Origin of the sequence: Aquabacter spiritensis (assembly GCF_004346185.1) — a bacterium.
Taxonomy (GTDB): domain Bacteria; phylum Pseudomonadota; class Alphaproteobacteria; order Rhizobiales; family Xanthobacteraceae; genus Aquabacter; species Aquabacter spiritensis.
In genome coordinates, this window is the sequence record NZ_SMAI01000004.1 from 231,079 (window position 1) to 255,789 (window position 24,711).

General features: G+C 69.5%; 22 protein-coding genes and 1 other RNA gene. 17 read left to right on the plus strand and 6 right to left on the minus strand.

The window, feature by feature from the left end; translation table 11 throughout:
• Positions 1-20 precede the first annotated feature (20 nt).
• From gap to EDC64_RS09185, 3 genes are all read right to left on the minus strand, one after another.
• A complete protein-coding gene (gap, locus tag EDC64_RS09175) occupies positions 21-1,028 on the minus strand; it encodes a type I glyceraldehyde-3-phosphate dehydrogenase (RefSeq protein ID WP_132030981.1) in 1,008 nt (335 codons plus the stop codon).
• Between the two features lie 93 nt (positions 1,029-1,121).
• A complete protein-coding gene (tkt, locus tag EDC64_RS09180) occupies positions 1,122-3,113 on the minus strand; it encodes a transketolase (RefSeq protein WP_132031050.1) in 1,992 nt (663 codons plus the stop codon).
• Positions 3,114-3,333: 220 nt separating this feature from the next.
• Entirely contained in the window at positions 3,334-3,912 is a 579-nt protein-coding gene (locus EDC64_RS09185) for a hypothetical protein (protein ID WP_132030982.1), read from the minus strand.
• A gap of 145 nt (positions 3,913-4,057) precedes the next feature.
• On the opposite strand from EDC64_RS09185, the gene EDC64_RS09190 reads away from it, so the two are divergent.
• The 9 genes from EDC64_RS09190 to cysG all read left to right on the plus strand — a co-directional run bounded on the left by EDC64_RS09190 (position 4,058) and on the right by cysG (position 12,701).
• A complete protein-coding gene (locus EDC64_RS09190) occupies positions 4,058-4,360 on the plus strand; it encodes a DUF4164 domain-containing protein (protein ID WP_132030983.1) in 303 nt (100 codons plus the stop codon).
• Between the two features lie 78 nt (positions 4,361-4,438).
• A complete protein-coding gene (locus EDC64_RS09195) occupies positions 4,439-4,822 on the plus strand; it encodes a cell division protein ZapA (protein ID WP_132030984.1) in 384 nt (127 codons plus the stop codon).
• An 82-nt stretch (positions 4,823-4,904) separates the two neighbouring features.
• Positions 4,905-5,058: non-coding RNA, 6S RNA (ssrS, locus tag EDC64_RS09200), on the plus strand.
• Between the two features lie 42 nt (positions 5,059-5,100).
• Complete coding sequence (locus tag EDC64_RS09205) at positions 5,101-5,715, plus strand: 5-formyltetrahydrofolate cyclo-ligase (protein WP_132031051.1); 615 nt, start codon at positions 5,101-5,103, stop codon at positions 5,713-5,715.
• 1 nt (position 5,716) lies between these two features.
• Positions 5,717-6,541: a TIGR00282 family metallophosphoesterase gene (locus EDC64_RS09210; protein ID WP_132030985.1), complete on the plus strand. Its 825-nt coding sequence runs from the start codon at positions 5,717-5,719 to the stop codon at positions 6,539-6,541.
• 160 nt (positions 6,542-6,701) lie between these two features.
• Positions 6,702-7,448, plus strand: coding sequence for a YebC/PmpR family DNA-binding transcriptional regulator (locus EDC64_RS09215; RefSeq protein ID WP_132030986.1), 747 nt, complete (start codon positions 6,702-6,704; stop codon positions 7,446-7,448).
• A gap of 25 nt (positions 7,449-7,473) precedes the next feature.
• Entirely contained in the window at positions 7,474-7,983 is a 510-nt protein-coding gene (fae, locus tag EDC64_RS09220) for a formaldehyde-activating enzyme (RefSeq protein ID WP_132030987.1), read from the plus strand.
• Positions 7,984-8,113: 130 nt separating this feature from the next.
• Positions 8,114-11,098 carry a DNA polymerase I gene (polA, locus tag EDC64_RS09225; protein WP_132030988.1) on the plus strand — a complete coding sequence of 995 codons (2,985 nt, stop codon included), beginning with the start codon at positions 8,114-8,116 and terminating at the stop codon, positions 11,096-11,098.
• A 109-nt stretch (positions 11,099-11,207) separates the two neighbouring features.
• The gene (cysG, locus tag EDC64_RS09230) at positions 11,208-12,701 is read left to right on the plus strand and encodes a siroheme synthase CysG (protein WP_245504616.1); all 1,494 of its coding nucleotides are present in this window, start codon (positions 11,208-11,210) and stop codon (positions 12,699-12,701) included.
• A 90-nt stretch (positions 12,702-12,791) separates the two neighbouring features.
• On the opposite strand, the gene EDC64_RS09235 is transcribed toward cysG, so the two are convergent.
• A complete protein-coding gene (locus EDC64_RS09235) occupies positions 12,792-13,247 on the minus strand; it encodes a BA14K family protein (protein ID WP_132030989.1) in 456 nt (151 codons plus the stop codon).
• Positions 13,248-13,445: 198 nt separating this feature from the next.
• The gene (locus EDC64_RS09240; protein ID WP_245504617.1) at positions 13,446-14,009 is read right to left on the minus strand and encodes a BA14K family protein; all 564 of its coding nucleotides are present in this window, start codon (positions 14,007-14,009) and stop codon (positions 13,446-13,448) included.
• A 285-nt stretch (positions 14,010-14,294) separates the two neighbouring features.
• Between EDC64_RS09240 and rpmI the strand changes: the two genes are divergently transcribed.
• The 7 genes from rpmI (at position 14,295) to gabT (ending at position 21,507) form a co-directional block, all read left to right on the plus strand.
• Positions 14,295-14,495, plus strand: a complete 201-nt coding sequence (gene rpmI, locus EDC64_RS09245; protein WP_132030990.1) for a 50S ribosomal protein L35 — start codon at positions 14,295-14,297, stop codon at positions 14,493-14,495.
• A gap of 22 nt (positions 14,496-14,517) precedes the next feature.
• Positions 14,518-14,883, plus strand: coding sequence for a 50S ribosomal protein L20 (gene rplT / locus EDC64_RS09250; RefSeq protein WP_132030991.1), 366 nt, complete (start codon positions 14,518-14,520; stop codon positions 14,881-14,883).
• A 178-nt stretch (positions 14,884-15,061) separates the two neighbouring features.
• Complete coding sequence (gene pheS / locus EDC64_RS09255) at positions 15,062-16,171, plus strand: phenylalanine--tRNA ligase subunit alpha (protein WP_132030992.1); 1,110 nt, start codon at positions 15,062-15,064, stop codon at positions 16,169-16,171.
• A 178-nt stretch (positions 16,172-16,349) separates the two neighbouring features.
• Positions 16,350-16,772, plus strand: a complete 423-nt coding sequence (locus EDC64_RS09260) for an endonuclease domain-containing protein (RefSeq protein WP_132030993.1) — start codon at positions 16,350-16,352, stop codon at positions 16,770-16,772.
• Positions 16,769-19,183 carry a phenylalanine--tRNA ligase subunit beta gene (gene pheT / locus EDC64_RS09265; protein ID WP_132030994.1) on the plus strand — a complete coding sequence of 805 codons (2,415 nt, stop codon included), beginning with the start codon at positions 16,769-16,771 and terminating at the stop codon, positions 19,181-19,183. The genes EDC64_RS09260 and pheT overlap by 4 nt, the downstream gene beginning before the upstream one ends.
• Before the next feature lie 73 nt (positions 19,184-19,256).
• The gene (locus EDC64_RS09270; protein ID WP_132030995.1) at positions 19,257-20,171 is read left to right on the plus strand and encodes a LysR substrate-binding domain-containing protein; all 915 of its coding nucleotides are present in this window, start codon (positions 19,257-19,259) and stop codon (positions 20,169-20,171) included.
• A gap of 58 nt (positions 20,172-20,229) precedes the next feature.
• Positions 20,230-21,507 (plus strand): 4-aminobutyrate--2-oxoglutarate transaminase, encoded by a 1,278-nt coding sequence (gabT, locus tag EDC64_RS09275; RefSeq protein WP_132030996.1) that lies wholly within the window; start codon positions 20,230-20,232, stop codon positions 21,505-21,507.
• Positions 21,508-21,569: 62 nt separating this feature from the next.
• Here the strand turns inward: gabT and EDC64_RS09280 are convergent, their stop codons facing one another.
• Complete coding sequence (locus tag EDC64_RS09280; protein WP_132030997.1) at positions 21,570-22,457, minus strand: HpcH/HpaI aldolase/citrate lyase family protein; 888 nt, start codon at positions 22,455-22,457, stop codon at positions 21,570-21,572.
• Positions 22,458-22,679: 222 nt separating this feature from the next.
• On the opposite strand from EDC64_RS09280, the gene EDC64_RS09285 reads away from it, so the two are divergent.
• The gene (locus EDC64_RS09285; protein ID WP_165933698.1) at positions 22,680-24,485 is read left to right on the plus strand and encodes a sensor domain-containing phosphodiesterase; all 1,806 of its coding nucleotides are present in this window, start codon (positions 22,680-22,682) and stop codon (positions 24,483-24,485) included.
• The last annotated feature ends 226 nt before the right edge of the window (positions 24,486-24,711 follow it).

Genomic DNA, 24,711 nt, shown 5'->3' on the forward strand with positions numbered 1-24,711 from the left:
TGTCGGCTCCCGCGCGCCCGTCAACCGAGCTTTCCGAGGGCGACGGCGGTGTCCGCCATCCGGTTCGAGAAGCCCCATTCGTTGTCGTACCACGACATCACGCGCACCAGCGTCCCGTCCATCACCTTGGTCTGGTCCATGTGGAAGGTCGAGGAATGCGGGTCGTGGTTGAAGTCGATCGAGACGTTGGGCTCGAGCGTATAGTTCAGCACGCCCTTCAGCTCCTGCTCGGCGGCGCGCTTGATGGCGGCGTTGATCTCGGCGATCGAGGTCGCGCGCTTGGCGACGAATTTCAGGTCGATCACCGACACGTTCGGGGTCGGCACGCGGATCGAGACGCCGTCCAGCTTGCCGTTCAGTTCCGGCAGAACGAGGCCGACGGCCTTGGCGGCGCCGGTCGAGGTCGGGATCATCGAGAGCGCGGCGGCGCGGGCGCGGTAGAGGTCCTTGTGCACCTGGTCCAGCGAGGGCTGGTCGTTGGTGTAGGAATGCACCGTGGTCATGAAGCCGTGTTCGATGCCGACCGCGTCGTTCAGCACCTTGGCCACCGGGGCGAGGCAATTGGTGGTGCAGGACGCGTTGGAGACCACGACGTGCTCCTTGGTGAGCTTGTCGTGGTTGACGCCGTAGACCACCGTGATGTCCGCGCCGTCCGCGGGGGCCGAGACGAGGACGCGCCTCGCGCCCGCCGCGAGATGGGCGGAGGCCTTCTCCTTCGACGTGAAGATGCCGGTGCATTCCAGCGCGATGTCGACGCCGAGTTCCTTGTGCGGAAGCTGGGCGGGGTCGCGCACCGCCGTCACCTTGATCTTGCCCTGGCCGACGTCGATCGTGTCGCCGTCCACGGTTACCGTCGCGGGGAAGCGGCCGTGCACGCTGTCGTAGCGCAGCAGATGGGCATTGGTCTCCACCGGGGCGAGATCGTTGATCGCCACCACCCGGATGTCGGTGCGCCCCGATTCGATGATGGCGCGCAAGACGTTGCGCCCGATACGACCGAACCCGTTGATGGCCACCTTCACCGTCATGTCATCCTCCATGCGACGGCCCTCAAGGCCGATCGTCCATTTTCCACCGCGCCCCGCCGAGCGGCCGAGCGCGTTTCCCCGAAACCCGGAGCGTCAGGCCTGACGAAGCTGGGACAGAGCCGCTTCAACAACCGCCTGAGGCGTAATGCCGAAATGCGCGAAAAGTTCCTTGGCCGGCGCGCTGGCGCCGAAGCCGGTCATGCCGATGAAGGCGGCGTCCGAGCCGATCACCGCGTCCCAGCCCATGCGGATCGCGGCTTCGATGCCGACCCGCGCCCGCGCCGTGCCGATCACCCGCGCCCGCTCCTCGGGCGGCCGGGCGAGGAACAGTTCGAACGAGGGCACCGAGACGACGCGCGTGGCAACGCCCTGGGTTTCCAGAAGCGCCTGCGCCTCGACGGCGAGCGCGACCTCCGAGCCGGTTGCGAACAGCGAGACCTGCGCCGCGCCGTCGGCGGAACGCAGCTCGTACGCGCCCTCCGCGCAGCGGTTTGCGGCGTCGGCGTCGCGCAGCAGCGGCAGGTTCTGGCGCGACAGGATGAGCGCGCTGGGCCGGTCCTTGGCCCTCAGCGCGATCTCCCAGCATTCCGCCGTCTCGATCGTGTCGCAGGGGCGCAGCACGAGCAGGTTGGGAATGGCGCGCAGCGCCGCCAGATGCTCGACCGGCTGGTGGGTCGGCCCGTCCTCGCCGAGGCCGATGGAATCGTGGGTGAGCACGTGGATCACCCGCTCGCCCATCAGCGAGGCCAGCCGGATGGCCGGGCGCGAATAGTCGGAGAAGACCAGGAAGGTTCCGGAATAGGGGATGAGGCCGCCATGCAGCGCGAGGCCGTTCATCGCCGCCGCCATGCCGTGCTCGCGCACGCCCCAATGGACGAAGGTGCCGGAGAAGTCGTCCGGCGTCACCGCTTTCTGGCCCTTGGCGCGGGTGTTGTTGGAGCCGGTCAGGTCGGCGGAGCCGCCGATCATTTCCGGCACCGCCTTGGTGATCGCGTCGAGCGTGATCTCGGAGGATTTGCGGGTCGCGACGACGAGGCGCTCCGCCACCGCCTTCGCCTTCACCCCGGCGACGGCTTCGGCAAGAGCGGCGGCCGGCAGGTCGCCGCGCAGGCGGCGCTCGAATTCGTCGCGCTCGGCCGCCGGCATCTCCGCCATGCGCGCGATCCAGGCGGCGCGGGCGGCGGCGCCCTTTTGCGCCGCGGCATTCCAGCCCGCTGCAGCGTCCTCGGGAATCTCGAACGCCCCGGCCTCCCAGCCGAGTGCCGCGCGGGTGGCGGCGATCTCGGCGGCGCCGAGCGGCGCGCCGTGGACCTTCTCGCTCCCGGCTTTGGCCGGCGAACCGAAGCCGATCGTGGTGCGGCAGGCGATCAGGCTCGGCGTGCCGGTCGCCCGGGCGGCTTCGAGCGCGGCGCGGATCGCGTCGGGATCATGGCCGTCGATGCGCACGACATCCCAGCCGGAGGCCTGGAAGCGGGCGAGCTGGTCGGTCGAGCCGGACAGCGAGGTCGCGCCGTCGATCGAGATGCGGTTGTCGTCCCACATCACGATCAGCTTGGCGAGCTTCAGGTGCCCGGCCAGCTCGACCGCTTCCTGGCTGATGCCCTCCATGAGGTCGCCGTCGGAGGCGAGGACATAGGTGAAATGGTCGACCGCGCCGCTGCCGAAGCGCGCGGCCATCAGGCGTTCGCCCATCGCCATGCCGACCGCGGTGGCGAGACCCTGGCCGAGCGGTCCGGTCGTGGTCTCGATGCCGGTGGTGACGAAATTCTCCGGATGCCCCGGCGTCAGCGAGCCGAACTGGCGGAAGCGCTTCAGCTCCTCGATCGTGACCGCCTCGTAGCCCAAGAGATGCAGCAGCGCATAAAGCAGCATCGAGCCGTGCCCGGCGGAGAGCACGAACCGGTCGCGGTCCGGCCATTTCGGATCGGCGGGATCGAACTTCATCACCTGGGAGAACAGAACGGTGGCGATGTCCGCCGCGCCCATGGGCAGGCCGGGATGACCGGAATTCGCGGCCTCGACCGCATCGATGGCGAGGAACCGGATGGCGTTCGCCATGCGCGCGTGAAGGCTGCGGGTCATCATAAGGGACATGTCTCCGGCGCCGCGGGCGCCTCGCTCCGGTCCGCGACGCGGCAGACGATCGCGCCCGCCGCGGCGGCGGCAGTGATACCAGCGCCGTCCGGGGTGTCAAACGCAGCGCTCCTCCAAGGTCAAGGGCGCAGGCCCCGCGCGCGCCGCGCCGCATCGTCGCGCTGGCGTTTGGGCTGGTAATCAGGTGCCGGGGCCGGAGCCGCGGATCGGCTCAGCGCTTGGCGCGGCTCGGCGGCGACAGGAGCTTGACCAGCGTGTCCCGGTCGGGGCCCCAGGAGATGTCGGCGATGCGCCAGCCCGCCGGGGTCAGCACCATCTTGTAGACGACCTCTTTCTTCTCGTCGAAATTCTGGAACCGCGCGATCACGGTCGCCTGGGTGGCCGAGACCGGACGGGTCTCGTACTCCACCGCCTTGATCTCGTAATCCTGCCCGTCGATGAAGGGGTCGAAATCGAGCCGCAATTCCTGGCGCTTGCCTTCGGCCACCATGAGCTTGGCGAGCGCCGGGTCGAACATGGCGCGCGCCCCCTTCGGACTGGTGTAATCGACGTCCGGGCTCGCATCCGGCGCGGTCTCGACATAGCGCTGATAGATCGTGCGCAGCATCGCGTCCGCAGCCGGCGCGGATGCGACGGCGGGGCCGGCTGCGGCGGGCGCGGAGGTCTGTGCCGTCGCGGTCGTCGCCGCGCCGCTGCCCGCAAGGCCGGCGAGCAGCCCGGCCAGCAGTCCGGCGCGCATCAGCGCGCGTTTCGCGGTGCCTGCCGTCGGCGAAACCCTGGGTCCAATCATGATGCCGGAGTCCCCGTCATGAGATCGCCCGCAGACGGCGGGCCCGGCGCCGGATGGCGCCCGCACCGTCTCAGCCATGCCTGATTTGCGTTGACAAGTGGGAATTGTTGGTGGCTTCGCCGTCGACTCAGGTAAACTTCCAAGAATGTACGCGCTGAAGCAACGCCCCCCCGAGCTTGGCCCCATCGAGCGGGCCTCCCAGCGGTTCAACGCCGCGCTCGACGCTCTCAACCTCGCGGTGGAGCGTCGGCGGGAGATGGACCGCCACCACGAGGCGCTCCTCGCCCAGCTTCATGCCATGGGCAATGATCGCGCGCGCCTGGCGGACGAGTTGGACGCAGCCTGCGCCCGCGCCGGGGAACTGGGCGAAGTGGGACGCGAGGTGACTCGCCGCCTCGACGTCGCCATGGGCACGATCCGCGACATGCTCGCCACGCGTGGGGGCTGAGATGACGGCGGAGACGGCGGCGAGCGCGCCGGCATCTTCTCGACCGGCTGTCCTTCAATTCTTGGCGCGGGAGCGATCATGGCCCAGGTGAGCGTGACCATTGCCGGACGCCAATACCGCATGGCGTGCGACGAAGGCCAGGAGGAGCATCTGATGCGCCTCGGCCGCGACGTCGATGCCCGAATCAGCCAGTTGCGGGGGGCGTTCGGCGAGATCGGCGACCAGCGCCTCACAGTCATGGCCGCCGTCACCATCGCCGACGAGCTGCACGAGGCGCGCATGCGCATCCGCGCGCTGGAGAGCGACATCGAGAGCCAGCGCGACGCGCGCGCCTCGGCCCTCGCCCGGCTGGAGGCGAGCGAGGAGATCGTCGCCCGGACCATCGACGAGGCCGCCGAACGCCTGGAGCGGCTCGCGCGCGACATCGCCCCGCCCGCCGCGCGGGTGGTCGGCATGGGCTGAGCCCCGCGGAACCGGTTCAAGCCCGCTTTATCGCTGAGATCCCACTGGCGTAGGCCGCGGCGACCTCCTACATTGGCATCAAGCGGGGCTGCGGGGTTCGTTAGGAGACTTTTCCCCGGGGCCTTACGATCCTTAAGGGAGCTGTACCTGACCTTGCCCGTGGGCTTGGACATACGGCGCCCACCTACGCTGTAGGTTTCCCGGGATCGCCCTCCGACGGCTTTTGCGGCTCCGCCCCTTCTTTTCACCGGCCCGTGGCCGACCACTCTCACGGCCCGATGCCGATCGACCCTCCTCCGCCCGGCGATCGGGCGTCCCTCGCACAGGAAAAGGCGCGGCTGCGCGGCGAAGCGCTCGCCCGGCGTGCGGGCATGGGGGACGCTGCCCGCGCCGCCGCCTCCGCCGCCGCCGCCCAGCGGGTGCCCGCCATCCTCGGACCGGTTTCCGGCGCGGCCGTGGCGCTGTTCGCGCCGTTCCGCGACGAGATCGACACCGCCCCGCTCGCCGCCCTTCTGTGGGAGGCCGGCGCCACGGTCGCGCTTCCGGTTATTGTCGGCCGCGACACCCCGCTCCTGTTCCGCCGCTGGCGGCCGGGCGACCTTCTGGAACCGGTGGGCGCCTATCGCATCCCGACTCCGAGCCCCGAGGCGCCGGAGTGCCGGCCGGACACCCTCATCGTCCCGCTCGCCGCCTTCGACCGGCGCGGCCATCGCATCGGCTACGGCGCCGGGCATTACGACCGCACCCTCGCGCACTTGCGGGCGCGCGGCCCGGTGCGGGCCTTCGGCTACGCCTTTGCCTGCCAGGAAGTTTCCTCGGTCCCCGCCGAACCGCATGACGAACCCGTCGACGGGATGGTAACGGAGGCCGATCACCTGCTGTTCGGCGGCTAATATGCGGATTTTGTTTCTTGGCGACGTGGTGGGCCGGCCCGGCCGGGACGCCGTGAGCGCCCATCTTCCCGGTCTGATTAAGAATTGGCGGCTCGATCTGGTCGTGGTGAACGGCGAGAATTCCGCCGGCGGCTTCGGCATCACCGAGCCGATCTACGAGGAATTCGTCGCCGCCGGGGCGGACGCCGTGACCCTCGGCAACCACGCCTTCGACCAGCGCGAGGCCCTCGTCTTCATCGAGCGCGCGGAGCGTCTGGTGCGGCCGGCCAATTATCCCCCCGGCACGCCGGGGCGGGGCGCCGCGCTGGTGGAGGCGAAGTCGGGCGCGCGGGTGCTGGTGGCCAACATCATGGGCCGCACCTTCATGGACCCGCTCGACGATCCCTTCGCCGCGCTCGACCGCCTGCTCGACGGGGTCGAGATGGGCCGGCACGTGGATGGCGTCGTGGTCGACTTCCACGCCGAGACCACCAGCGAGAAGCAGGCCTTCGGGCATTATTGCGACGGCCGCGCGACCTTGGTCGTCGGCACCCACACCCATGTGCCCACCGCCGACCACCGGATCCTGGCGGGCGGCACCGCCTTTGTGACCGATGTCGGCATGTGCGGCTGCTATGACGGGGTGATCGGCATGGACAAGGACGAGCCGCTGCGCCGCTTCACCCGCAAGATCGGTGCCGGCCGATTCGAGCCCGCGGCCGGCCCGGCGACCCTGTCCGGGCTGGCGGTGGAGAGCTGCGACCGCACCGGCCGTGCGCTCCAGGTGGCGCCGGTGCGGCTCGGCGGTTCCCTGTCCGAGACCCGGCCGACCTTCTGGGAGGGGTGAGGGCGACCGCCTTCCCGCGACGCGCAGGGGGTGTTTCGGCGGCTTTCTTGCCCTCATGCAGTCCGACGACCTATAAGGCCGCCATCAGAACACGATCCCGTCCCGCCCGGGCGGCGCCGGCAGCGGCGCGCGGGGCGGGGGGAGCCGAGCGGAGGCGAGGATGGCCGGACATTCACAGTTCAAGAACATCATGCACCGCAAGGGGCGGCAGGACGCGATGCGCTCCAAGCTGTTCTCCAAGCTGGCGCGCGAAATCACCGTCTCGGCCAAAATGGGCCTGCCCGACCCCTCGATGAACGCCCGTCTGCGCGCCGCGATTCTCGCCGCCCGGGCCGAGAACATGCCGAAGGACAATATCGAGCGCGCCATCAAGAAGGCCGGCGGCGTCGACGGCGAGAATTACGAAGAGATCCGCTATGAGGGCTACGGCCCCGGCGGGGTGGCGGTTATCGTCGAGGCGCTGACCGACAACCGCAACCGCACCGCCGGCGAAGTGCGCTCCTACTTCACCAAGGCCGGCGGCAATCTCGCCGAGACCGGCGCGGTCTCCTTCATGTTCGACCGCGTCGGGGTGGTCGAGTACGACGCCGCGAAGGCCGATTCCGACACCATGATGGAAGCCGCGATCGAGGCCGGGGCCGAGGACGTCTCGTCCTCGGAGGACGGCCATGAAGTGGTCTGCGCCGCCGATAGCCTCGCCGAGGTCCAGCGTCTGCTCGAGGCGCGGTTCGGCGAGCCGCGCAAGGCCGCTCTGGTCTGGCGGCCGCAGAACACGATCGCGGTGGACGACGAGACCGGCGAGAAACTGATCCGGCTGATCGAGACGCTCGAGGACAATGACGACGTCCAGAACGTCACCGCGAATTTCGAATTGTCCGAGGCCATGGTCGCGAAGATGAGCGCCTGACGCCAGCCGGGCGGGGGAAGTTGACATGGCGAAGATCGACAGGCTGCTGGTCGGCGAGGCGCTGGTCGGCGACGGCAACGAGGTCGCCCATATCGACCTGATCATGGGGCCGCGCGGCTCGTCGGCCGAGACCGCCTTCGTCCATGCCTTGACCAACAACAAGGACGGCTTCACCACGCTGCTCGCGGTGGTCGAGCCGAACCTCCTCGCCAAGCCCAACACCGTCCTCTTCAACAAAGTGACGATCAAGGACGCGCGCCAGGCGGTGCAGATGTTCGGCCCGGCGCAATATGCCGTCTCGAAGGCGGTGGTGGACAGCGTCGAGGACGGCACCATCCCGGTCGAGGAAGCCGACGACATCTTCATCTGCGTCGGCGTCTTCATCCATTGGGACGCCGCCGACGACGCGCGGATCCAGGAATTCAACTATGTCGCCACCCGCCAGGCGATCGCCCGCGCGGTGGCCGGCGAACCGAAGGCGGCGGACGTGCTGGAGCGCGCCAAGACCGCGCACCATCCTCTCGCCGCGTCCTGACCCGCTGCGATTCCACGGCCGAGGCCGGCCGCGGGTTGTCGCGGCGCGAGCGCTCGGGCATCGTGCGCCGCGCGATCCCGACGCGCCGTTTCCCCGTGCGGATTGCGATCCGGCTTGAATGGAAGTCCCGATGTCCGCAGCCCCCCGTCCCCTGAAGCCCGGCGACCACGTCTTCCTGGTGGATGGCTCTTCCTTCGTCTTCCGCGCCTATTTCCAGTCCATCAATCAGGACCGGAAATACAATTTCCGCTCGGACCGGCTGCCGACCGGGGCGGTGCGCCTGTTCTGCACCAAGCTGTTCCAGTTCATCCGCGACGGGGCGGTCGGCATCAAGCCGACGCATCTCGCGATCATCTTCGACAAATCCGAGGAGTCGTTCCGCAAGGAACTCTATCCCGCCTACAAGGCGAACCGCTCGGACCCGCCCGAGGAACTGATCCCGCAATTTCCCCTGATGCGCGAGGCGGTGAAGGCGTTCGGCCTGATCCCGGTCGAGATGGCGCGCTACGAGGCGGACGATCTCATCGCCACCTATGCCCGGCAGGCGGCGGAGGCGGGCGCGGACGTGCTGGTGGTCTCGGCCGACAAGGACCTGATGCAGATCGTCGGCGAGCGCGTCGCCATGTACGACCCGGCCTCCGGCGAGGCCGGCGGGCGCGGCGCGCGGCCCGAGCGCCGCATCGGCCTGCCGGAGGTGCTGGAATATTTCGGTGTGCCGCCGGAGAAGGTCACCGACGTCCAGGCCTTGGCCGGCGATTCGACCGACAATGTGCCCGGCGTGCCCGGCATCGGCATCAAGACCGCCGCGACGCTGATCCAGGAATACGGCTCGCTGGAGGCCCTGCTCGCCCGTGCCGGGGAGATCAAGCAGCCGAAGCGGCGGGACTCTTTGTTGGCCCCGGAGAACCAGGAAAAGGCCCGCATCTCCAAGACATTGGTCACCCTCGTCACCGACGTCGCGGTCGAGGTGCCGCTGGAAAACCTGGTGCTGGAGGATCCCGACGGCAAGCGCCTCGTCGCCTTCCTGAAGGCGATGGAATTCACCACCATCACCCGCCGCGCCGCCGAGGCGTTCGGCGTCGATGCGGCGGCGATCGATCCCGACCCGACCCTCGCGCCCGGCGCGCCGGTGGGCTTCCAGCCGCCGCTCGCCGAGCCGGATTCGGCGGTGGCGCCGGCCGCCGCCGCGGTGCCGTCCGGCCGACCCGACGTGTCGGAGCCCTCCGATCTCGCCGCCGCCCGGGCCTTGGACGCGCGTGCCGCCAAGGTGGACCGCGCGCTCTACCGCACCGTGACCGATCTCGACGAGCTTAAAGCCTGGTGCGCCCAGGCGGTGGACCAGGGTTTCGTCGCCTTCGATACCGAGACCACCGGCATCGACCCCCAGCAGGCCGACCTCGTCGGCATCTCGCTGGCGCTGGCGCCGAACCGGGCCTGCTACATCCCGCTCGCGCATGTCGGCGCGGGCGACGGTCTGTTCAGCGAGGGGCGGCTGCCCGGCCAGATCCCGTTCGAGGCCGCGCTCGACGCGCTGCGGCCGATGTTCGAGGACAAGGGCACGCTGAAGATCGGCCACAACGTCAAATACGACGCCACCATCCTCGCCCGCTACGACATCGAGGTCGGGCCGTTCGACTGCACCATGTGCCTGTCCTACGCACTCGATGCGGGGCGCAACAATCACGCCATGGACGACCTCTCGGTGCGCCATCTCGGCCACCAGCCGATCGCCTTCACCGAGGTCGCCGGCAAGGGCAAGGGGCAGGTGACGTTCGACAAGGTGGCGCTCGAACCCGCCACCTTTTATGCCGCCGAGGATGCCGACGTGACACTGCGTCTGTGGCGCGTGCTGAAGCCGCGTCTGCCGGCGGACGGCATGACCACCGTTTATGAAACCCTGGAGCGACCGCTCATCCCGGTCCTGGCGCGGATGGAATCGCGCGGCGTCTCGATCGATCGCGCCATGCTCTCGCGCCTGTCGAGCGAGTTCGCCCAGGGCGCGGCGCGGATCGAGGACGAGATCGCCGAACTCGCCGGGGAGCGGCTGAATGTCGGCTCGCCCAAACAGATGGGCGACATCCTGTTCGGCAAGATGGGCCTGCCCGGCGCCACCAAGACCCCGACCGGCGCCTGGTCCACCAAGGCGAACGTGCTCGAAGAACTCGCCGAGGCGGGCCACAAGCTGCCGCAGAAGATCCTGGAATGGCGCCAGCTCTCCAAGCTGCGCTCGACCTATACCGACGCGCTGCCGTCTTATGTGAACCCGCGCACCGGCCGGGTGCACACCTGCTACGCCCTCGCTGCAACGACGACCGGGCGCCTGTCCTCCTCCGAGCCCAATCTCCAAAACATCCCGATCCGCACCGAAGAGGGCCGGCGCATCCGCCGCGCCTTCGTGGCGGCGCCGGGGCATCTCCTGGTGTCGGCGGATTATTCGCAGATCGAACTGCGGCTGCTCGCCGAAATCGCCGAGATCCCGAGCCTGCGGCAGGCGTTCCAGGACGGGCTCGACATCCACGCCATGACCGCGTCCGAAATGTTCGGCGTCCCGGTCGAGGGCATGCCGAGCGAGGTGCGCCGCCGCGCCAAGGCGATCAATTTCGGCATCATCTACGGCATTTCGGCGTTCGGCCTCGCCAATCAGCTCGGCATTCCGCGCGACGAGGCCGGGCTCTATATCCGGCGCTATTTCGAGCGCTTCCCGGGGATCCGGGCCTATATGGACGAGACCAAGGCGTTCTGCCGCGAGCACGGCTACGTCACGACCCTGTTCGGGCGGCGCTGCCATTATCCCGACATCGCCGCCTCCAATCCCTCGGTGCGGGCCTTCAACGAGCGGGCGGCGATCAATGCCCGGCTGCAGGGCACCGCCGCCGACATCATCCGCCGCGCCATGATCCGCATGGACGGCGCGCTGGCGCAGGCCAAGCTCTCGGCCCGCATGCTGCTCCAGGTGCACGACGAACTGGTGTTCGAGGTGCCGGAGGCGGAGGTCGAGGCGACCCTGCCGCTGGTGCGCGAGGTGATGGAACAGGCCTGCCTGCCGGCGGTCGCCCTCGCCGTCCCGCTGAAGGTCGACGCCCGGGCGGCGGCGAACTGGGACGAGGCGCACTGAGGCCAGTGTGCGCGTCCCGTCCGCTTGCCGTGGGGATCGCGCCGGCTCACATTGGGGCAGATCGCTGCGGTGCACGCACGGCGGCATGACTTTTCTGGACGGACTGCCCATGGCCCCTTCGGCCGACGAGACGAACATTCCCCGTGGCCCGCGCGAACGGCGCACCGGGCGCATGGAACCGCTGGCGCGCCTGCCGGTCTTCTTCGCGCTGACCGGCAAGACCGTCGTGGTCGCGGGCGGTGGCGAGCCGGCGGTGTGGAAGGCGGAACTGCTCTCCGCCGCCGGGGCGCAGGTCGCGGTCTTCGCCGACGACCCCTGCGCCGAGATGACCGCGCTCGCCGACCAGCCGCCCGGCGGGCCGGTGACGATCCTCCCGCGCGGCTGGACGCAGGCGGATCTCGCGGGCGCGGCTCTGGCCATCGCCGATGCGGCGGACGATGCCGAGGGCGCGCGCTTCGCCGCCGCCGCCCGCGCCGCGGGCGTGCCGGTCAATGTCGTGGACCGGCCGGCCTTCTGCGATTTCGCCTTCGGCGCCATCGTCAACCGCTCGCCGCTGGTGGTCGGGATCTCGACCGACGGGGCGGCGCCGGTGTTCGGCCAGGCGATCCGCGCCAAGATCGAGGCGCTGCTGCCGGTCGGGTTCAAGCGATGGGCGCAGGCGGCGCAGGACTGGCGCGCCGCCGTCTCCGCCATGGGCCTCTCCTTCCATGCCCGCCGCGCCTTCTGGGAGGGCTTTGCCGCGCGCGCGCTGGGCGCGCCGGAGCGGCCGCCCACGGAGGCCGACCGCGGCGCGCTGATGGCCGCCGCCGCGACCGCGCGTGCCGCGCCGGATACCGGCTCGGTGGTGCTGGTGGGGGCGGGGCCGGGCGATCCCGAGCTTCTCACCCTGAAGGCGGTGCGGGCGCTGCAATCGGCCGAAGTGGTGCTCTATGATGATCTGGTCTCGGCCGAGGTGCTGGATTTCGCCCGGCGCGAGGCGAAGAAGATGCTGGTCGGCAAGACCGGCTACCGCCCGTCCTGCAAGCAGGACGACATCAATGCCTTGATGGTGCAGCTCGCCAAAGAGGGCCGGCGCGTGGTGCGCCTGAAGGGCGGCGATCCGATGATCTTCGGACGCGCCGGGGAGGAGATTTCCGCCTGCCGTGCCGCCGGCATCCCGGTCGAGGTGGTCCCCGGCATCTCCGCGCCGCAGGGGGCGGCGGCGCGCCTCGCGACTTCGCTCACCCACCGCGACCATGCGCGCCGGCTGCAATTCGTCACCGCCCATGCCCGCGACGGCAAGCTGCCGCGCGACCTCGACTTCCAGGCGCTCGCCGACCCGGCCGCGACCACCGTGGTCTACATGCCGCGCCGGACCCTGGGGGAACTGGTCATGCGCCTCGTCGCGGCCGGCATCGATCCGCACACGCCGGCTCTCGCGGTATTCTCGGCGACCCGGCCGGAGGAAAGGGTGGTCGCGGCGCCGCTCTTATCCTTGACCGAAGAGGTGGCGCGGGCAGTGGAGGCAGGCGCCGCGGGCCCGTGCCTCGTGCTGTACGGCCATGCCTTGTCGGAGGGGACAGCGACGCTTTCCGCAGCGACGGGCGTGCGTGCGGCGCATTGACGCCGCGCTGCTGGAACCCGGTCCCTGATGATAGATCCCCGAGCCGGTCGGGTTGTTCGGACCGGCTCGGGACCCAGCGACTTCCGCCGCCTACTGGCAAGGATGCCGGCGTCCGTCATAGCCGAGATAGGTCCCGGTGCGCGGATCGAAGGATTTGTACTTGTTGGAGCAATAGGCGATCCATTGCGCCTGATTCGGCCCGCCGCCGGGGCCGGGGGCGTAATAGACGGTCGGCGGCTGGTTGGCCTGGGCCGCGCTCGCTGCCGCCGCGCCGAGCATGAGGCCGCCGATCACACCGGCGGCCACCGCCGCGCCGTTGTTATTGTTGTTGCAGCCGCCCCAGCCGCAATTGCGGTAATAGGGATTGGGCCCGGGTCCATACCCGCGCCGGGGTCCCCAGCCGGGTCCGCCGCCCCGCCATTGGACGTTCGTGGTCGCCGCTTCGGCGGTGAGCGGAGCGGGGCGCAGGCTCTGGGCCTGGGCGCCGGACGCGATGGTCACGCCGGCCAGGGCGCAGGCGGCGAGAAGGCTGAGGGAAGTGCGCATGTCGTTGCTCCTTTTCTTCCTTAACGCGCGCAAGGCGGAAAAGGATCACACGGCCGGTCATCATGACCGATTTGTCATCTTGAGCGGAGGTACAAAACCGGATCAGCGGCGCCGATCCGGTCGAAATTCACGTTTAAAAATCAACGGTCTGGTCATTTCTTCGCGAGCCGCGCGCGCCCTGGTGCCGCCCGCCTTGCCTTACGGGCAGCGGTGCCGCCGCCCGTCATAGCCGAGATAGGTTCCGGTGGCGGGGTTGTAGGAGCGGAAGCGCGCCTGACAATAGGCCACCGCGTCGGGCGCCACCATCATGGGCGGCGGCGGCGCGGCGATGGCCGAGCCGACGATCAGGCCGGTGGCGAAGCCCGCGCCGGGACCCCAGCCCCAGCCGGGTCCCCAGCCTCCGCCCCATCCGCCACCCCAGCCGGGGCCTACGACGACCGGCGCGCCCCATCCAGGCCCGCCCCAACCCGGTCCGCGCCAGCCGGGTCCGCGCCATCCCGGCCCCGGTCCGCCGCGCCATCCCGGCCCGGCCCATCCCGGTCCGCGGGGTCCGCGCCATCCCGCACCGCGCCATCCCGGTCCCGGGCCGCCGCGCCAGCCGGGCCCGCCGCGCCCGCGCCATTGCACCGGCTCGGCCGCATCGGCGACGCTGGCCGCCAGACCGGGCGCCGGGCGGACGGGCATGGCCTGTGCGGCGGTCGAGGCCGCGAGCATCCCGCCACATACGAGCGCCGCTGCCAGAAAGGAAAATTGCCGACCCATCGGACGTCTCCTCGCCACGCTTTTTTGCTTATGACGGCGTGGCCGCCGTCATCCCCAAGCCCGGGGGGCATCACAAGCGAGTGACGGGGCGGCATCAAGGCGCTGACGCGGCGTCAGCAAGGCTTGACGCGGTGTCTCTTGCGTTCGGCGTCATCCTCCTGTAACGAGTTCCGCCTCCGAACCGGCCGGCTCATAGGGCTGCCGCGCTGGTTCCTATCGCTCACAGCAACAAAGGCTGAGCATCCCGCGCCTTGCGCGCGTCGGATCGCGGCCGTGGAGAGCCAAATGCCCAAGATGAAGACCAAGTCGGGAGCGAAGAAACGCTTCCGTCTCACGGGTACGGGAAAAGTCATCGCCGCCCAGGCCGGTAAGCGCCACGGCATGATCAAGCGGACCAACGCCCAGATCCGCAACCAGCGCGGCACCACCATCCTCTGCGAGAGCGATGCGCGGATCATCCGCAAATCGTTCCTGCCGAACGGCTGACGGCCAGCGAAGGAGATTTTCCATGTCCCGCGTCAAACGTGGCGTCACCTCGCACGCCAAGCACAAGAAGGTCTACAAGGCCGCCAAGGGCTTTTACGGCCGCCGGAAGAATACCATCCGCGCCGCGAAGTCCGCCGTCGAGCGGTCGATGCAGTATGCCTACCGCGACCGCAAGGTGAAGAAGCGCAATTTCCGTGCGCTCTGGATCCAGCGGATCAATGCGGGCGTGCGCGAGCTCGACACCGGCCTGACCTATTCGCGCTTCATCGACGGTCTCAGCAAGGCCGGAATCGAGGTCGACCGCAAGGTGCTCTCGGATATCGCCATCCACGAGCCCGACGCGTTCAAGGCCCTGGTGGAGAAGGCGCAGGCGGCCCTCGCCGCCTGAGCGTCCCGCTCGCGTCCGTCCGAGACCTGACGAGCCCCGGCGGTCCTTCCGTTCGGGGCTTTTCGGCGTTTTGGGTTTTCGACCTCGGGGCTTTTCCGCCCGGCCACGGGGCGGCTATAAGCGCCGCGACGGCCCCTTCCGACGGTGCTTCCAGCACGGCACCCAAAGGACCCTTTCCATGTCCGATCTCGTTCTGACCGATCATCCCGGGCTCGACGCGCTGGAGCGCGGCATCGCCGCCGGCATCCTCGCCGCCGACGACGAGGCGGCGCTGGAACAGGTGCGCATCGCCGCCCTCGGCAAGAAGGGCACGGTGTCCGATCTCCTGAAGTCGCTCGGCGCCATGACCCCGGACGAGCGCAAGACCATGGGCCCGGCCATCAATGGCCTGCGCGACCGGGTCCAGGGCCTGATCGCCGCCCGCAAGGACACGCTGAAGGCGGCCGCGCTGGCGGCCCGGCTCGCCGGCGAGCGGGTCGACGTGACGCTGCCCGTGCGCCCCGCGCCGGCCGAGATCGGGCGGGTTCATCCGATCGCCCAGGTGACCGAGGAACTGACCGCGATCTTCGCCGATATGGGCTTCTCGGTCGCGGAAGGCCCGGACATCGAGACCGATTTCCACAATTTCACCGCGCTGAACTTTCCCGAGGGCCATCCCGCCCGCGAGATGCACGACACTTTCTTCCTGCCGCCCGGCGAGGACGGGCAGCGCAAAGTGCTGCGCACCCACACCTCGCCGGTCCAGGTGCGCACCATGCTCGCCAAGGCGCCGCCGATCCGCGTCATCTGCCCCGGCCGCACCTATCGCTGCGACAGCGACCAGACCCACACGCCGATGTTCCATCAGGTGGAGGGGCTGGTGATCGACAAGACCTCCCATATGGGCCACCTGAAATGGATCCTAGAGGAGTTCTGCAAGGCGTTCTTCGAGGTGGACCGCGTGACCATGCGCTTCCGCCCGTCCTTCTTCCCCTTCACTGAACCGTCCATGGAAGTGGACATCCAGTGCGATCGCTCGCGCCCGGGCGAGATCCGGTTCGGGGAGGGCGAGGACTGGCTGGAGATTCTGGGCTGCGGCATGGTGCATCCCAACGTGCTGCGCAATTGCGGCATCGATCCCGACATCTATCAGGGCTTCGCCTGGGGCATGGGAATCGACCGCATCGCCATGCTGAAATACGGCATGAACGACCTGCGCGCCTTCTTCGAGGCGGACGTCCGCTGGCTGTCGCATTACGGCTTCCGCCCGCTGGATTTTCCGACTTTGGCGGGTGGGTTGAGCGCGTGACGGCGGCTCCCGGCCACCCCCTCCCCAACCCTCCCCCGCTGCGCGGGAGAGGGGGCACGGTGTGCGGGGTGGAGGGGTGACGTAAACTGGAGGGACCTTTCCTGCTTGTGCGGTGGGAAAGCCCTCTCCCGCTTGCGGGGGAGGGTTGGGAGGGGGAAGGGCTTGGCGGGAGGCTGTGATGCGGGGTGATCGCCCTGATCTCGACGTGACGCCTGCTTCGACCCGCCCGGTGCGCGGCCGGGCCTCGACCTCCCATGCTCGCCGTCTGCGCACGGACATGACCGACGCCGAGCGCACCCTCTGGCAGGATATCCGCGCCCACCGTCTCGGCGGGCTCGGCTTCCGCCGCCAGTACCCCGTCGGGCCTTGCATCGTCGATTTTGCCTGCGTTTCCGCCTCCCTCGTCCTTGAGCTGGACGGCGGGCAGCACTTCACGGATCGGGGCATGGCACGCGATGAGCGAAGGGACGCGGATCTCGCCGCCCATGGCTTTCGCGTGCTTCGGTTCTCCAATCTGGACGTCTTGAAAAATCTCACGGGCGTCCTTGAAACAATCCTTTCCGCAGCGGCGCCTGCGCAGATCACGGATCGCACCCCATGAAATTCACCTATTCCTGGCTCCAAGAGCATCTCGAACCCACGGCCTCCTTCGAGGCGATCGTCGACCGGCTGTCGCTGATCGGCCTGGAAGTGGAGGGCGTCGAGGACAAGGCGAAGGCGCTGGCGCCGTTCGTGGTGGGCGAGGTGCTGACCGCGCAGAAGCATCCCAATGCCGACAAGCTGAAGGTCTGCACCGTCTCGATCGGCGCGGGCGACCCGATCCAGGTGGTGTGCGGCGCGCCCAATGCGCGGGCCGGCCTGAAGACGGTGTTCGCGGCGCCCGGCACGGTGATCCCCGCGACCGGAACCGAGCTGAAGATCGGCAAGATCCGCGACGTGGAAAGCCGCGGCATGCTGTGCTCGGCGCGCGAGATGGGGCTGTCAGAGGAGCATGAGGGCATCATCGAGCTGCCGCAGGACGCGCCCGTGGGCGTTCCGTTCGCGCAGGTGCTCGGCCTGAACGATCCGGTGGTGGAAATCGCCGTCACGCCCAACCGCGCCGACTGCCTCGGCATTTCCGGCATCGCGCGGGACCTCGCCGCGGCCCGCCTCGGCGATTTGCTCGCCCCGCGCATCGCCCCGGTGCCCGGCACATTCCCCTCGCCGGTGAACGTCACGCTCGATTTCGGCGGGACCCCGTCTTTGTGCCCGGCCTTCGCGCTCCGGGTGATCCGCGGCGTGACCAACGGCCCCTCGCCGGACTGGATGCAGGAGAAGCTGCGCGCCATCGGCCTGCGGCCGATCAATGCGCTGGTCGACGTGACGAACTTCCTCACCTTCGACCGCAACCGTCCGCTGCACGTCTTCGACCTGAAGAAGGTCACGGGCGATCTCGTCGTGCGTCGCGCCAAGACCGGTGAGAGCCTGCTGGCGCTCGACGGGCGGACCTATGCGCTCGACGAGAGCATGTGCGTGATCGCCGACGACAAGGGCGTGGAGAGCCTCGCAGGCATCATGGGCGGGGAAGAGAGCGGTTGCGACGCGGCGACCACGGACGTGGTGATCGAGAGCGCGCTCTGGGAGCCGATCAACATCGCCCAGACCGGCCGCCGGCTCGGCATCAATTCCGACGCCCGGTTCCGCTTCGAGCGCGGCGTCGATCCCGCCTGGATGGTGCCGGGGCTGGAACTCGCCACCCACCTCATCCTCGATCTGTGCGGCGGCGCGCCGTCCGAAATCGTGCTGGCGGGTGCGGTTCCCGACACCACGCGCACCATCGACTTTCCGCTCTCCGAGGTGAAGCGCCTCTCGGGCCTCGAAGCCTCCGAGGCGGAAATCATGGACGTGCTGACCCGGCTCGGCTTCGCCGTCTCGGGCGCGGCGCCCGTGGTCCAGGTGGTGCCGCCCTCCTGGCGCGGCGACATCGAGGGCAAGGCGGATCTCGTCGAGGAGGTGGTGCGCATTCTCGGCCTCGCCCGCGTTCCCGCGACCGAATTCCCGCGCGAGGGTGGCGGACGCCGTCCTGTCCTCACCCCGCTCCAACTGCGCACCCGCAAGGCGCGCCGCGCTCTGGCCGCCCGCGGCATGGTCGAGGCGGTCACCTGGTCGTTCCTGTCCGCCAAGGCGGCGGCCCTGTTCGGCGGCGGCCAGCCGGAACTCGCGCTGTCCAATCCGATCGCGTCGGATCTGTCCGACATGCGCCCGAGCCTTCTGCCGGGCCTGATCCGCTCGGCCCAGGCGAATGCCGATCGCGGCACCGGAGACGTCGCCTTGTTCGAGGTCGGCCAGGTGTTTGCCGGCGACCGGCCGGAGGACCAGCGCATGGCCGCCGCAGGTCTGCGCCGCGCCGCCGCCAAGCCCGCCGGGGCCGGCCGCTTCTGGCAGGGCAATGCCGGTGCGGCCGATGCGTTCGACGCCAAGGCGGACGCCCTGGCCGCGCTTGCCGCCTGCGGCGCGCCGACCGCCAACCTCCAGGTCACGGCGGACGCGCCGGATTGGTACCATCCCGGCCGCTCCGGCTCCTTCCGGCTCGGCCCCAACGTGATCGGCACGTTCGGCGAGATTCATCCGGCGATCCTGGAGGCGCTCGACGCGACCGGGCCGCTGGTCGCCTTCGAGCTGATCCTCGACCGCATCCCCGAGCCCAAGGCCAAGCCGACCAAGGTCAAGCCGCCGCTCGATCTGTCGGCGTTCCAGCCGGTCCGGCGCGACTTCGCCTTCGTGGTCGGGCAGGAGGTGGGCGCCGCCGACATTCTGCGCGCCGCGATGGGCGTCGATCGTAAACTGATCGCCGATGCCACGGTGTTCGACCTCTATCAGGGGCCGGGCATCGCGGCGGAAAAGAAGTCGGTCGCGATCGAAGTCGTGCTGCAGCCGCGCGAGCGCACGCTCACCGATGCGGAGATCGAGGCGGTCGCCGCCAAGGTCGTCGCCGAGGTGGCGAAGAAGACCGGGGCGACGCTGCGCGCCTGACCGCCACCGGTGCCGGCTTGCCGGCACCGTGCCGGCCGGCGCACCCTCCGGCGTTCTTGCGGAAATCGGTCTTATGTCGCGGCTTCCTCCTTTGATCGCTCTGCGCGCCTTCGAGGCGGTCGGCCGCACCGGCAGCGTGCGGGCGGCCGGGCAGGAACTCGGCGTCAGCCACACCGTCGTCTCGCGCCACGTGCACAATCTCGAAACCCGGCTGCAGGCGCGCCTGCTCGCGCCGCACGGGCGCGGGGTGGAACTCACCGCCGAGGGGGCGACGTTCCACGCCGAAATCGTCCGTGCCTTCGAGATCATCGCCCAGGCGGCGATCGCGCTCGGGCAGGAGCGGCGGCGCACCCTCGACATCTGGTGCATGCCGGGCCTCGCCAATTGGCGGCTGCTGCCGCGCATCGGGGACCTCGCGGCCCAGCTCGCCGGCCACGAGATCATCCTCAATCCCACGCTGGCGCGGCCCAATCTCGAGCGCGGCGAGGCCGACGCGGAAATCGTCTTCCTCGCCGCCGCCGATGCGCGGCCCGGCCGCACCGCCGAGCTTCTGGCGTGCCCGCGCATGTTTCCGGTGGCGAGCCCTGGCTTTTGCGCCCGCTTCGGCCGCCCCGAGACGCTGGCGGACCTTGTCCGCCTGCCCCTGATCCATGAGGAATCCACCGCCCAATGGGCGGCGTGGCTGGCGGCGGCGGGTCATGCGCCCCACACGCCGCTGCACGGTCCCTGTCTGTGGCACGCCCACCTCGCCGCGGAGGCCGCCCGGCTCGGCCAGGGTGTCGCCCTCACCAACGGGATTCTGGCCGCGGAGGAATTGCACGCGGGCACCTTGCTCGAGCTGTGCACCTCGGACGTCACGATGGGGGGCTATTATCTGGTCGCGCTCGCCGCCCGCGACCGGGATCCCGCCTTGCGCGCCTTGCGGGGCTGGTTGGCAGACATTTTCGGGGAGACCGGTGCGAAAAATGCACCAGTCCCGCCAAACTAGGACATGGTGCGCGCGGGGCGGCGCGGAGATGATGGCACATCCCGTTCAAAGGTGCGCCATGTCCGCCAATGCCGATCTCTTCGCCCGCCGCCAGGCCGCCATCCCCCGCGGCGTCGGCCACGCCACGCCGGTCGCGATCTCCCGCGCGCAGAATGCCGAGCTGTGGGATCTGGACGGTCGCCGCTACGTCGATTTCGCCGCCGGCATCGCGGTCCTCAATACCGGGCACCGCCATCCCCACGTGATGGCGGCGGTGGCGGCCGAGATGGAGAAGTTCACCCATCCCTGTTTCCAGGTCACGGCCTATGAGAGCTATGTCGCGCTCGCCGAGCGGCTGAACGCGCTGGCGCCGATCGAGGGGCCGGCCAAGTCGATCTTCTTCACCACCGGCGCCGAGGCGACCGAAAATGCCGTGAAGATCGCCCGCGCCGCCACCGGCCGCGACGGCGTGATCGCCTTCACCGGCGCGTTCCACGGCCGTACCTTCATGGCGATGAGCATGACCGGCAAGGTGGTGCCCTATAAGAAGGGGCTCGGCGCCTCGATGCCCAATGTCTGGCACGTGCCGTTCCCGGCGACCCATTCCGGCGTCACCACCGAGCAGGCGCTCCAGCATCTCGACTTCCTGTTCGCGGCCGACATCGATCCGGCGCGGGTCGCGGCGATCATCGTCGAGCCGGTCCAGGGGGAGGGCGGCTTCCATCCCGCGCCGGCCGACCTGATGCGCGGCCTGCGCAAGGTCGCCGACGCGCACGGCATCGTGCTGATCGCCGACGAGGTGCAGACCGGCTTCGGGCGCACCGGCAAGCTGTTCGCGATGGAGCATTACGACGTGCGGCCGGATCTGGTCTGCGTCGCCAAGAGCCTCGCCGGCGGGTTTCCGCTGTCGGGGGTGATCGGGCGCGCCGCGATCATGGACGCCGCCGAACCCGGCGGCCTCGGCGGCACCTATGCCGGCAATCCGCTCGCTTGCGCCGCCGCGCTCGCGGTGCTCGACGTGATCGAGGCGGAAGGCCTGGTCGCGCGCGCCAATGCCATCGGCGCCCGCATCAAGGCCCGGCTCGCCGGCTTCGAGGGGCGCAACGATCTGCTGCCGATCGCCGGCATTCGTGGCCCCGGCGCGATGATCGCCTTCGATATCGTGCGCGAGCGCGGATCGCTGGAGCCCGACGCCGCCGCCACCAAGCGGGTCACGTTGCGGGCGGCGGAGGAAGGGCTGATCCTGCTCTCCTGCGGCACCAGCTTCTCGACCATCCGCATCCTGGTTCCGCTCACCGCCTCCGACGCCATCGTCGAGGAGGGGCTGGATCTTCTGGAGCGGGCGCTCGCCGCCTAAAGCGCGGAGCGCGTTTCCGCCGGGGCGCCGGCGTCCTTCGGACGGAGGGCCGTCCGGAGGCGCTACGCCGTCTTCCCCCGCTCCGCCTGCGCCAGGATCTTCTGCGCCCGCTTGAGATTGGCGTAGTCGACCATCATGCCGCGATAGCGCACCGCGCCGCGGCCCCCGGCCTCCGCCGCGCGCATCGCATCGACCAGGCCGGCGGCGTGGTCGATCTCGGCCGCGGTCGGGCTGAAGGCGTCGTGGATCGCCGCGATCTGCCGGGGATGGATCGCCATCTTGGCGACGTAGCCCATATTGCGCGCCGTCCTCGCATCACGTCGCAGGGCCGGCTCGTCGTCGAGCGCCATGAACACGCCGTCGATCAGCCATTCGATCCCCGCCGCGCGGCTCTCGCATGCGAGCCGGCCACGGGCATAGAGCAGGGCCTCGCCTTCCGGCGTCCATCGGCCGCCGAGATCGACCATGAAATCGCCCTCCTCGCCGCTCGACAGGCAGGCGCCGCCGACCCGCGGCGCGGCGCGCGCCAGATCATAAGCGTGGCGCAGGCCGAGGCAGGTCTCGATCATCGGCACCAGACAGAGCCCCCCGTCCGGCCGGCCGAGCCGGGCCTCGGCGGCGCGCAGCAGGCCGTCGACATACTGCACCTCCTCCGGCCGTTCGGCCTTGGGCAGGAACACGCCGGCGAGCCGTTCCCCCGCCAGCGCGGCGATGTCGGCAGCGGCATCGTCGGCGGCGGGGTGGTTGATGCGCACATAGACCGGCGGCCCGATATGGGCCGTCAACGCGGCGGTCAGCGCGCGGCGCGCTTCGGCCTTCGCGGCAGGCGGGACTGAATCCTCCAGATCGAAGATCAGCGCGTCCGCACCGCTGGCCGCCGCCTTGACCATGAGGTCGGGGCGGACGGCAGGCGCGAAGAGCAGGCTGCGAGGAAGCGGAGCAACGTTCATAACAGGGACCTTGCTGGACGAAATCCGGGTACCCCCGGGGGGCGGGAATCCAAGCGGATTGAGCCCGGGCGCGCGACACCTGTCGAGCCCGGCGGGCGGCAGCACGCGCGGGGCTGTCCATGACACATTCGCGTCATGTCGGATCCAGCCTCGGGCAAGTTTCGTATCAGAGTATAATCAGCGTGCGTGGCCGGCCGCGACGGCGTTGATATGAGAGCGAGCATGATGACACGCGAGGTGATCCAAAACGAAGAGGCGCGGCTCAATGCGCTGCGCGATCTCCACCTGCTGGACACCCCGCCGAGCGAGAGCTTCGATCGCATCACGCGTCTCGCCAGCCGGTTGTTTCAGTCGCCCGTGTCCACCATCTCGCTGACCGATCGGGACCGCCAATGGTTCAAGTCCAGGGTCGGCGTCGATCTCGCCGAGATTCCCCGCGCGGAGGCGCCCTGCACCTATGCCGTGCAAAGCGCCGATGTGTTCGTGGTGCCCGACATGATGGAGGACCCGCGCTTCCGAGACAGCCTCCTGGCGCGGGCCGGCATCCGCTTCTATGCCGGCGCGCCGTTGATCACCCGCGCGGGCTACGGCCTCGGGACCTTATGCATCATCGACGACAAGCCGCGTGGCCTGGACAAGGAGGAGCGCACCGTCCTCGCCGACCTCGCCGCGATGGTGATGTCGCAGATCGAACTGCAGAATGCGTTCGGCTCCATTGACGCGACCAGCGGCCATGCCAACGAGAACCAGCTGTTCGAGGATATCGAGGATCTCGGGGGCCGCCATCCGGGCGCCCCACTGCTTGCGGTTCTGGTCGAGTTCGCCTCGCTCGCCCAGGTCAGCAACGGCCAAAGGGTGCTGGGCGCGGCCTATGCCGAGGCGTTCGTGCGGGAGGCGACGGGGCGGATCCGAACACTGATCGGAAATTCCAAGCGGCTCTACCATGTCGGGCAAGCGCGCTGCGTGGTGCTCGACGGTCCGCTGGCCCCCAAGGAGACGCTCGCGGGCGTCCACTCCTGGCAGGAGACGGTCGACACGATCGCAGACGGACTGCGGGATCCGATCCTCTGCGAAGGCGTCCCACTCGCGCCGGAAGTCGTGTTCGGCGTCTACGCGTTCCCCGCCGGTGAGGCGGCGCCGCGCGACGTGCTCCGCCGGCTTTTCAATGCCGCCGCCGATGCCCGGGGCAGCGCCGCGCCGGTCGCAGCCTATGACGAGAGCCAGGACCTCGCGCATCAGCGCCGGTTCCGGCTTCTGAACGATATAAGGGAAGCCCTCGCCGGGAGCGACCAGCTCCGGCTCGCCTATCAGCCGCGCATCGACATGACGACGGGGCGGATCGTCGGTGTGGAGGCGCTGCTGCGCTGGCATCATCCGAAGATCGGCGATGTCGGTCCCGCGGAATTCATTCCTTTGGTGGACGATACGGCCTATTCCGACCTTCTGACCGACTGGGTGCTCGCCACAGGGATCGCCCAGCGCGCGGCCTGGCGGGATATGGATCCGGACTGTCGGCTTTCGATCAACATCTCGGCGAAGAATCTGCAAGCGCCGGACTTCTCCAGCCGTCTCGTGCAGATGCTGGACCAGCACGGGCTCAGCCCCACGGCCATCGAGCTGGAACTCACCGAAGGCGGGCTGCTCACCCGCAGTCCCTGCACACTGGCCGTGATGTCGGCCCTCAAGCAGAGCGGGGTTGCGATTTCAATCGACGATTTCGGCACGGGCTATAGCAGCCTGTCTTATCTCCAGAGCCTGCCGATCGATCTCATCAAGATCGACCGTTCCTTCATCACCGATCTGGAGACCTGTCTGCACGACCAGAAGCTGGTGCGCGCCGTGATCAATATGGCCCACGATCTCGGCTATCGGGTCGTTGCCGAAGGGGTGGAGACGCCCGGGGCCTTCGATCTCCTGCAGGCGTGGGGCTGCGACGAGGCCCAGGGCTATTACATCGCCTGCCCGCTCTCGGTCGACGAAATGGCCTCTTGGACCGTCGCCCGGCGCACCCTCCAGCGATCCGCCTGATCGTCTCGGCCACCGGACCGCGAACCGGTCGGTGCCGGCGGCGGACTGAGATGTGACAGAGACCGATCCGCCCGCAATCCGGCGCGTCGGGAGCACCGGACTCGGCCGCAAGCACACCGGTCACGCCGAACGACGTCAAGACCTGCGCGTTCGGATGCCGCGCGGATCATGGCACTGGTGTCGCCGTGGTTTTCACACCGCCCGTCGCGCGTCGCCACAACCGGCT

Coding starts and splice junctions, on each gene's coding strand:
- gap (WP_132030981.1), bottom strand. CDS start 1,028: ATGACGGTGAAGGTGGCCATCAACGGGTTCGGTCGTATCGGGCGCAAC.
- tkt (WP_132031050.1), bottom strand. CDS start 3,113: ATGATGACCCGCAGCCTTCACGCGCGCATGGCGAACGCCATCCGGTTC.
- EDC64_RS09185 (WP_132030982.1), bottom strand. CDS start 3,912: ATGATTGGACCCAGGGTTTCGCCGACGGCAGGCACCGCGAAACGCGCG.
- EDC64_RS09190 (WP_132030983.1), top strand. CDS start 4,058: ATGTACGCGCTGAAGCAACGCCCCCCCGAGCTTGGCCCCATCGAGCGG.
- EDC64_RS09195 (WP_132030984.1), top strand. CDS start 4,439: ATGGCCCAGGTGAGCGTGACCATTGCCGGACGCCAATACCGCATGGCG.
- EDC64_RS09205 (WP_132031051.1), top strand. CDS start 5,101: ATGCCGATCGACCCTCCTCCGCCCGGCGATCGGGCGTCCCTCGCACAG.
- EDC64_RS09210 (WP_132030985.1), top strand. CDS start 5,717: ATGCGGATTTTGTTTCTTGGCGACGTGGTGGGCCGGCCCGGCCGGGAC.
- EDC64_RS09215 (WP_132030986.1), top strand. CDS start 6,702: ATGGCCGGACATTCACAGTTCAAGAACATCATGCACCGCAAGGGGCGG.
- fae (WP_132030987.1), top strand. CDS start 7,474: ATGGCGAAGATCGACAGGCTGCTGGTCGGCGAGGCGCTGGTCGGCGAC.
- polA (WP_132030988.1), top strand. CDS start 8,114: ATGTCCGCAGCCCCCCGTCCCCTGAAGCCCGGCGACCACGTCTTCCTG.
- cysG (WP_245504616.1), top strand. CDS start 11,208: ATGGCCCCTTCGGCCGACGAGACGAACATTCCCCGTGGCCCGCGCGAA.
- EDC64_RS09235 (WP_132030989.1), bottom strand. CDS start 13,247: ATGCGCACTTCCCTCAGCCTTCTCGCCGCCTGCGCCCTGGCCGGCGTG.
- EDC64_RS09240 (WP_245504617.1), bottom strand. CDS start 14,009: ATGGGTCGGCAATTTTCCTTTCTGGCAGCGGCGCTCGTATGTGGCGGG.
- rpmI (WP_132030990.1), top strand. CDS start 14,295: ATGCCCAAGATGAAGACCAAGTCGGGAGCGAAGAAACGCTTCCGTCTC.
- rplT (WP_132030991.1), top strand. CDS start 14,518: ATGTCCCGCGTCAAACGTGGCGTCACCTCGCACGCCAAGCACAAGAAG.
- pheS (WP_132030992.1), top strand. CDS start 15,062: ATGTCCGATCTCGTTCTGACCGATCATCCCGGGCTCGACGCGCTGGAG.
- EDC64_RS09260 (WP_132030993.1), top strand. CDS start 16,350: ATGCGGGGTGATCGCCCTGATCTCGACGTGACGCCTGCTTCGACCCGC.
- pheT (WP_132030994.1), top strand. CDS start 16,769: ATGAAATTCACCTATTCCTGGCTCCAAGAGCATCTCGAACCCACGGCC.
- EDC64_RS09270 (WP_132030995.1), top strand. CDS start 19,257: ATGTCGCGGCTTCCTCCTTTGATCGCTCTGCGCGCCTTCGAGGCGGTC.
- gabT (WP_132030996.1), top strand. CDS start 20,230: ATGTCCGCCAATGCCGATCTCTTCGCCCGCCGCCAGGCCGCCATCCCC.
- EDC64_RS09280 (WP_132030997.1), bottom strand. CDS start 22,457: ATGAACGTTGCTCCGCTTCCTCGCAGCCTGCTCTTCGCGCCTGCCGTC.
- EDC64_RS09285 (WP_165933698.1), top strand. CDS start 22,680: ATGATGACACGCGAGGTGATCCAAAACGAAGAGGCGCGGCTCAATGCG.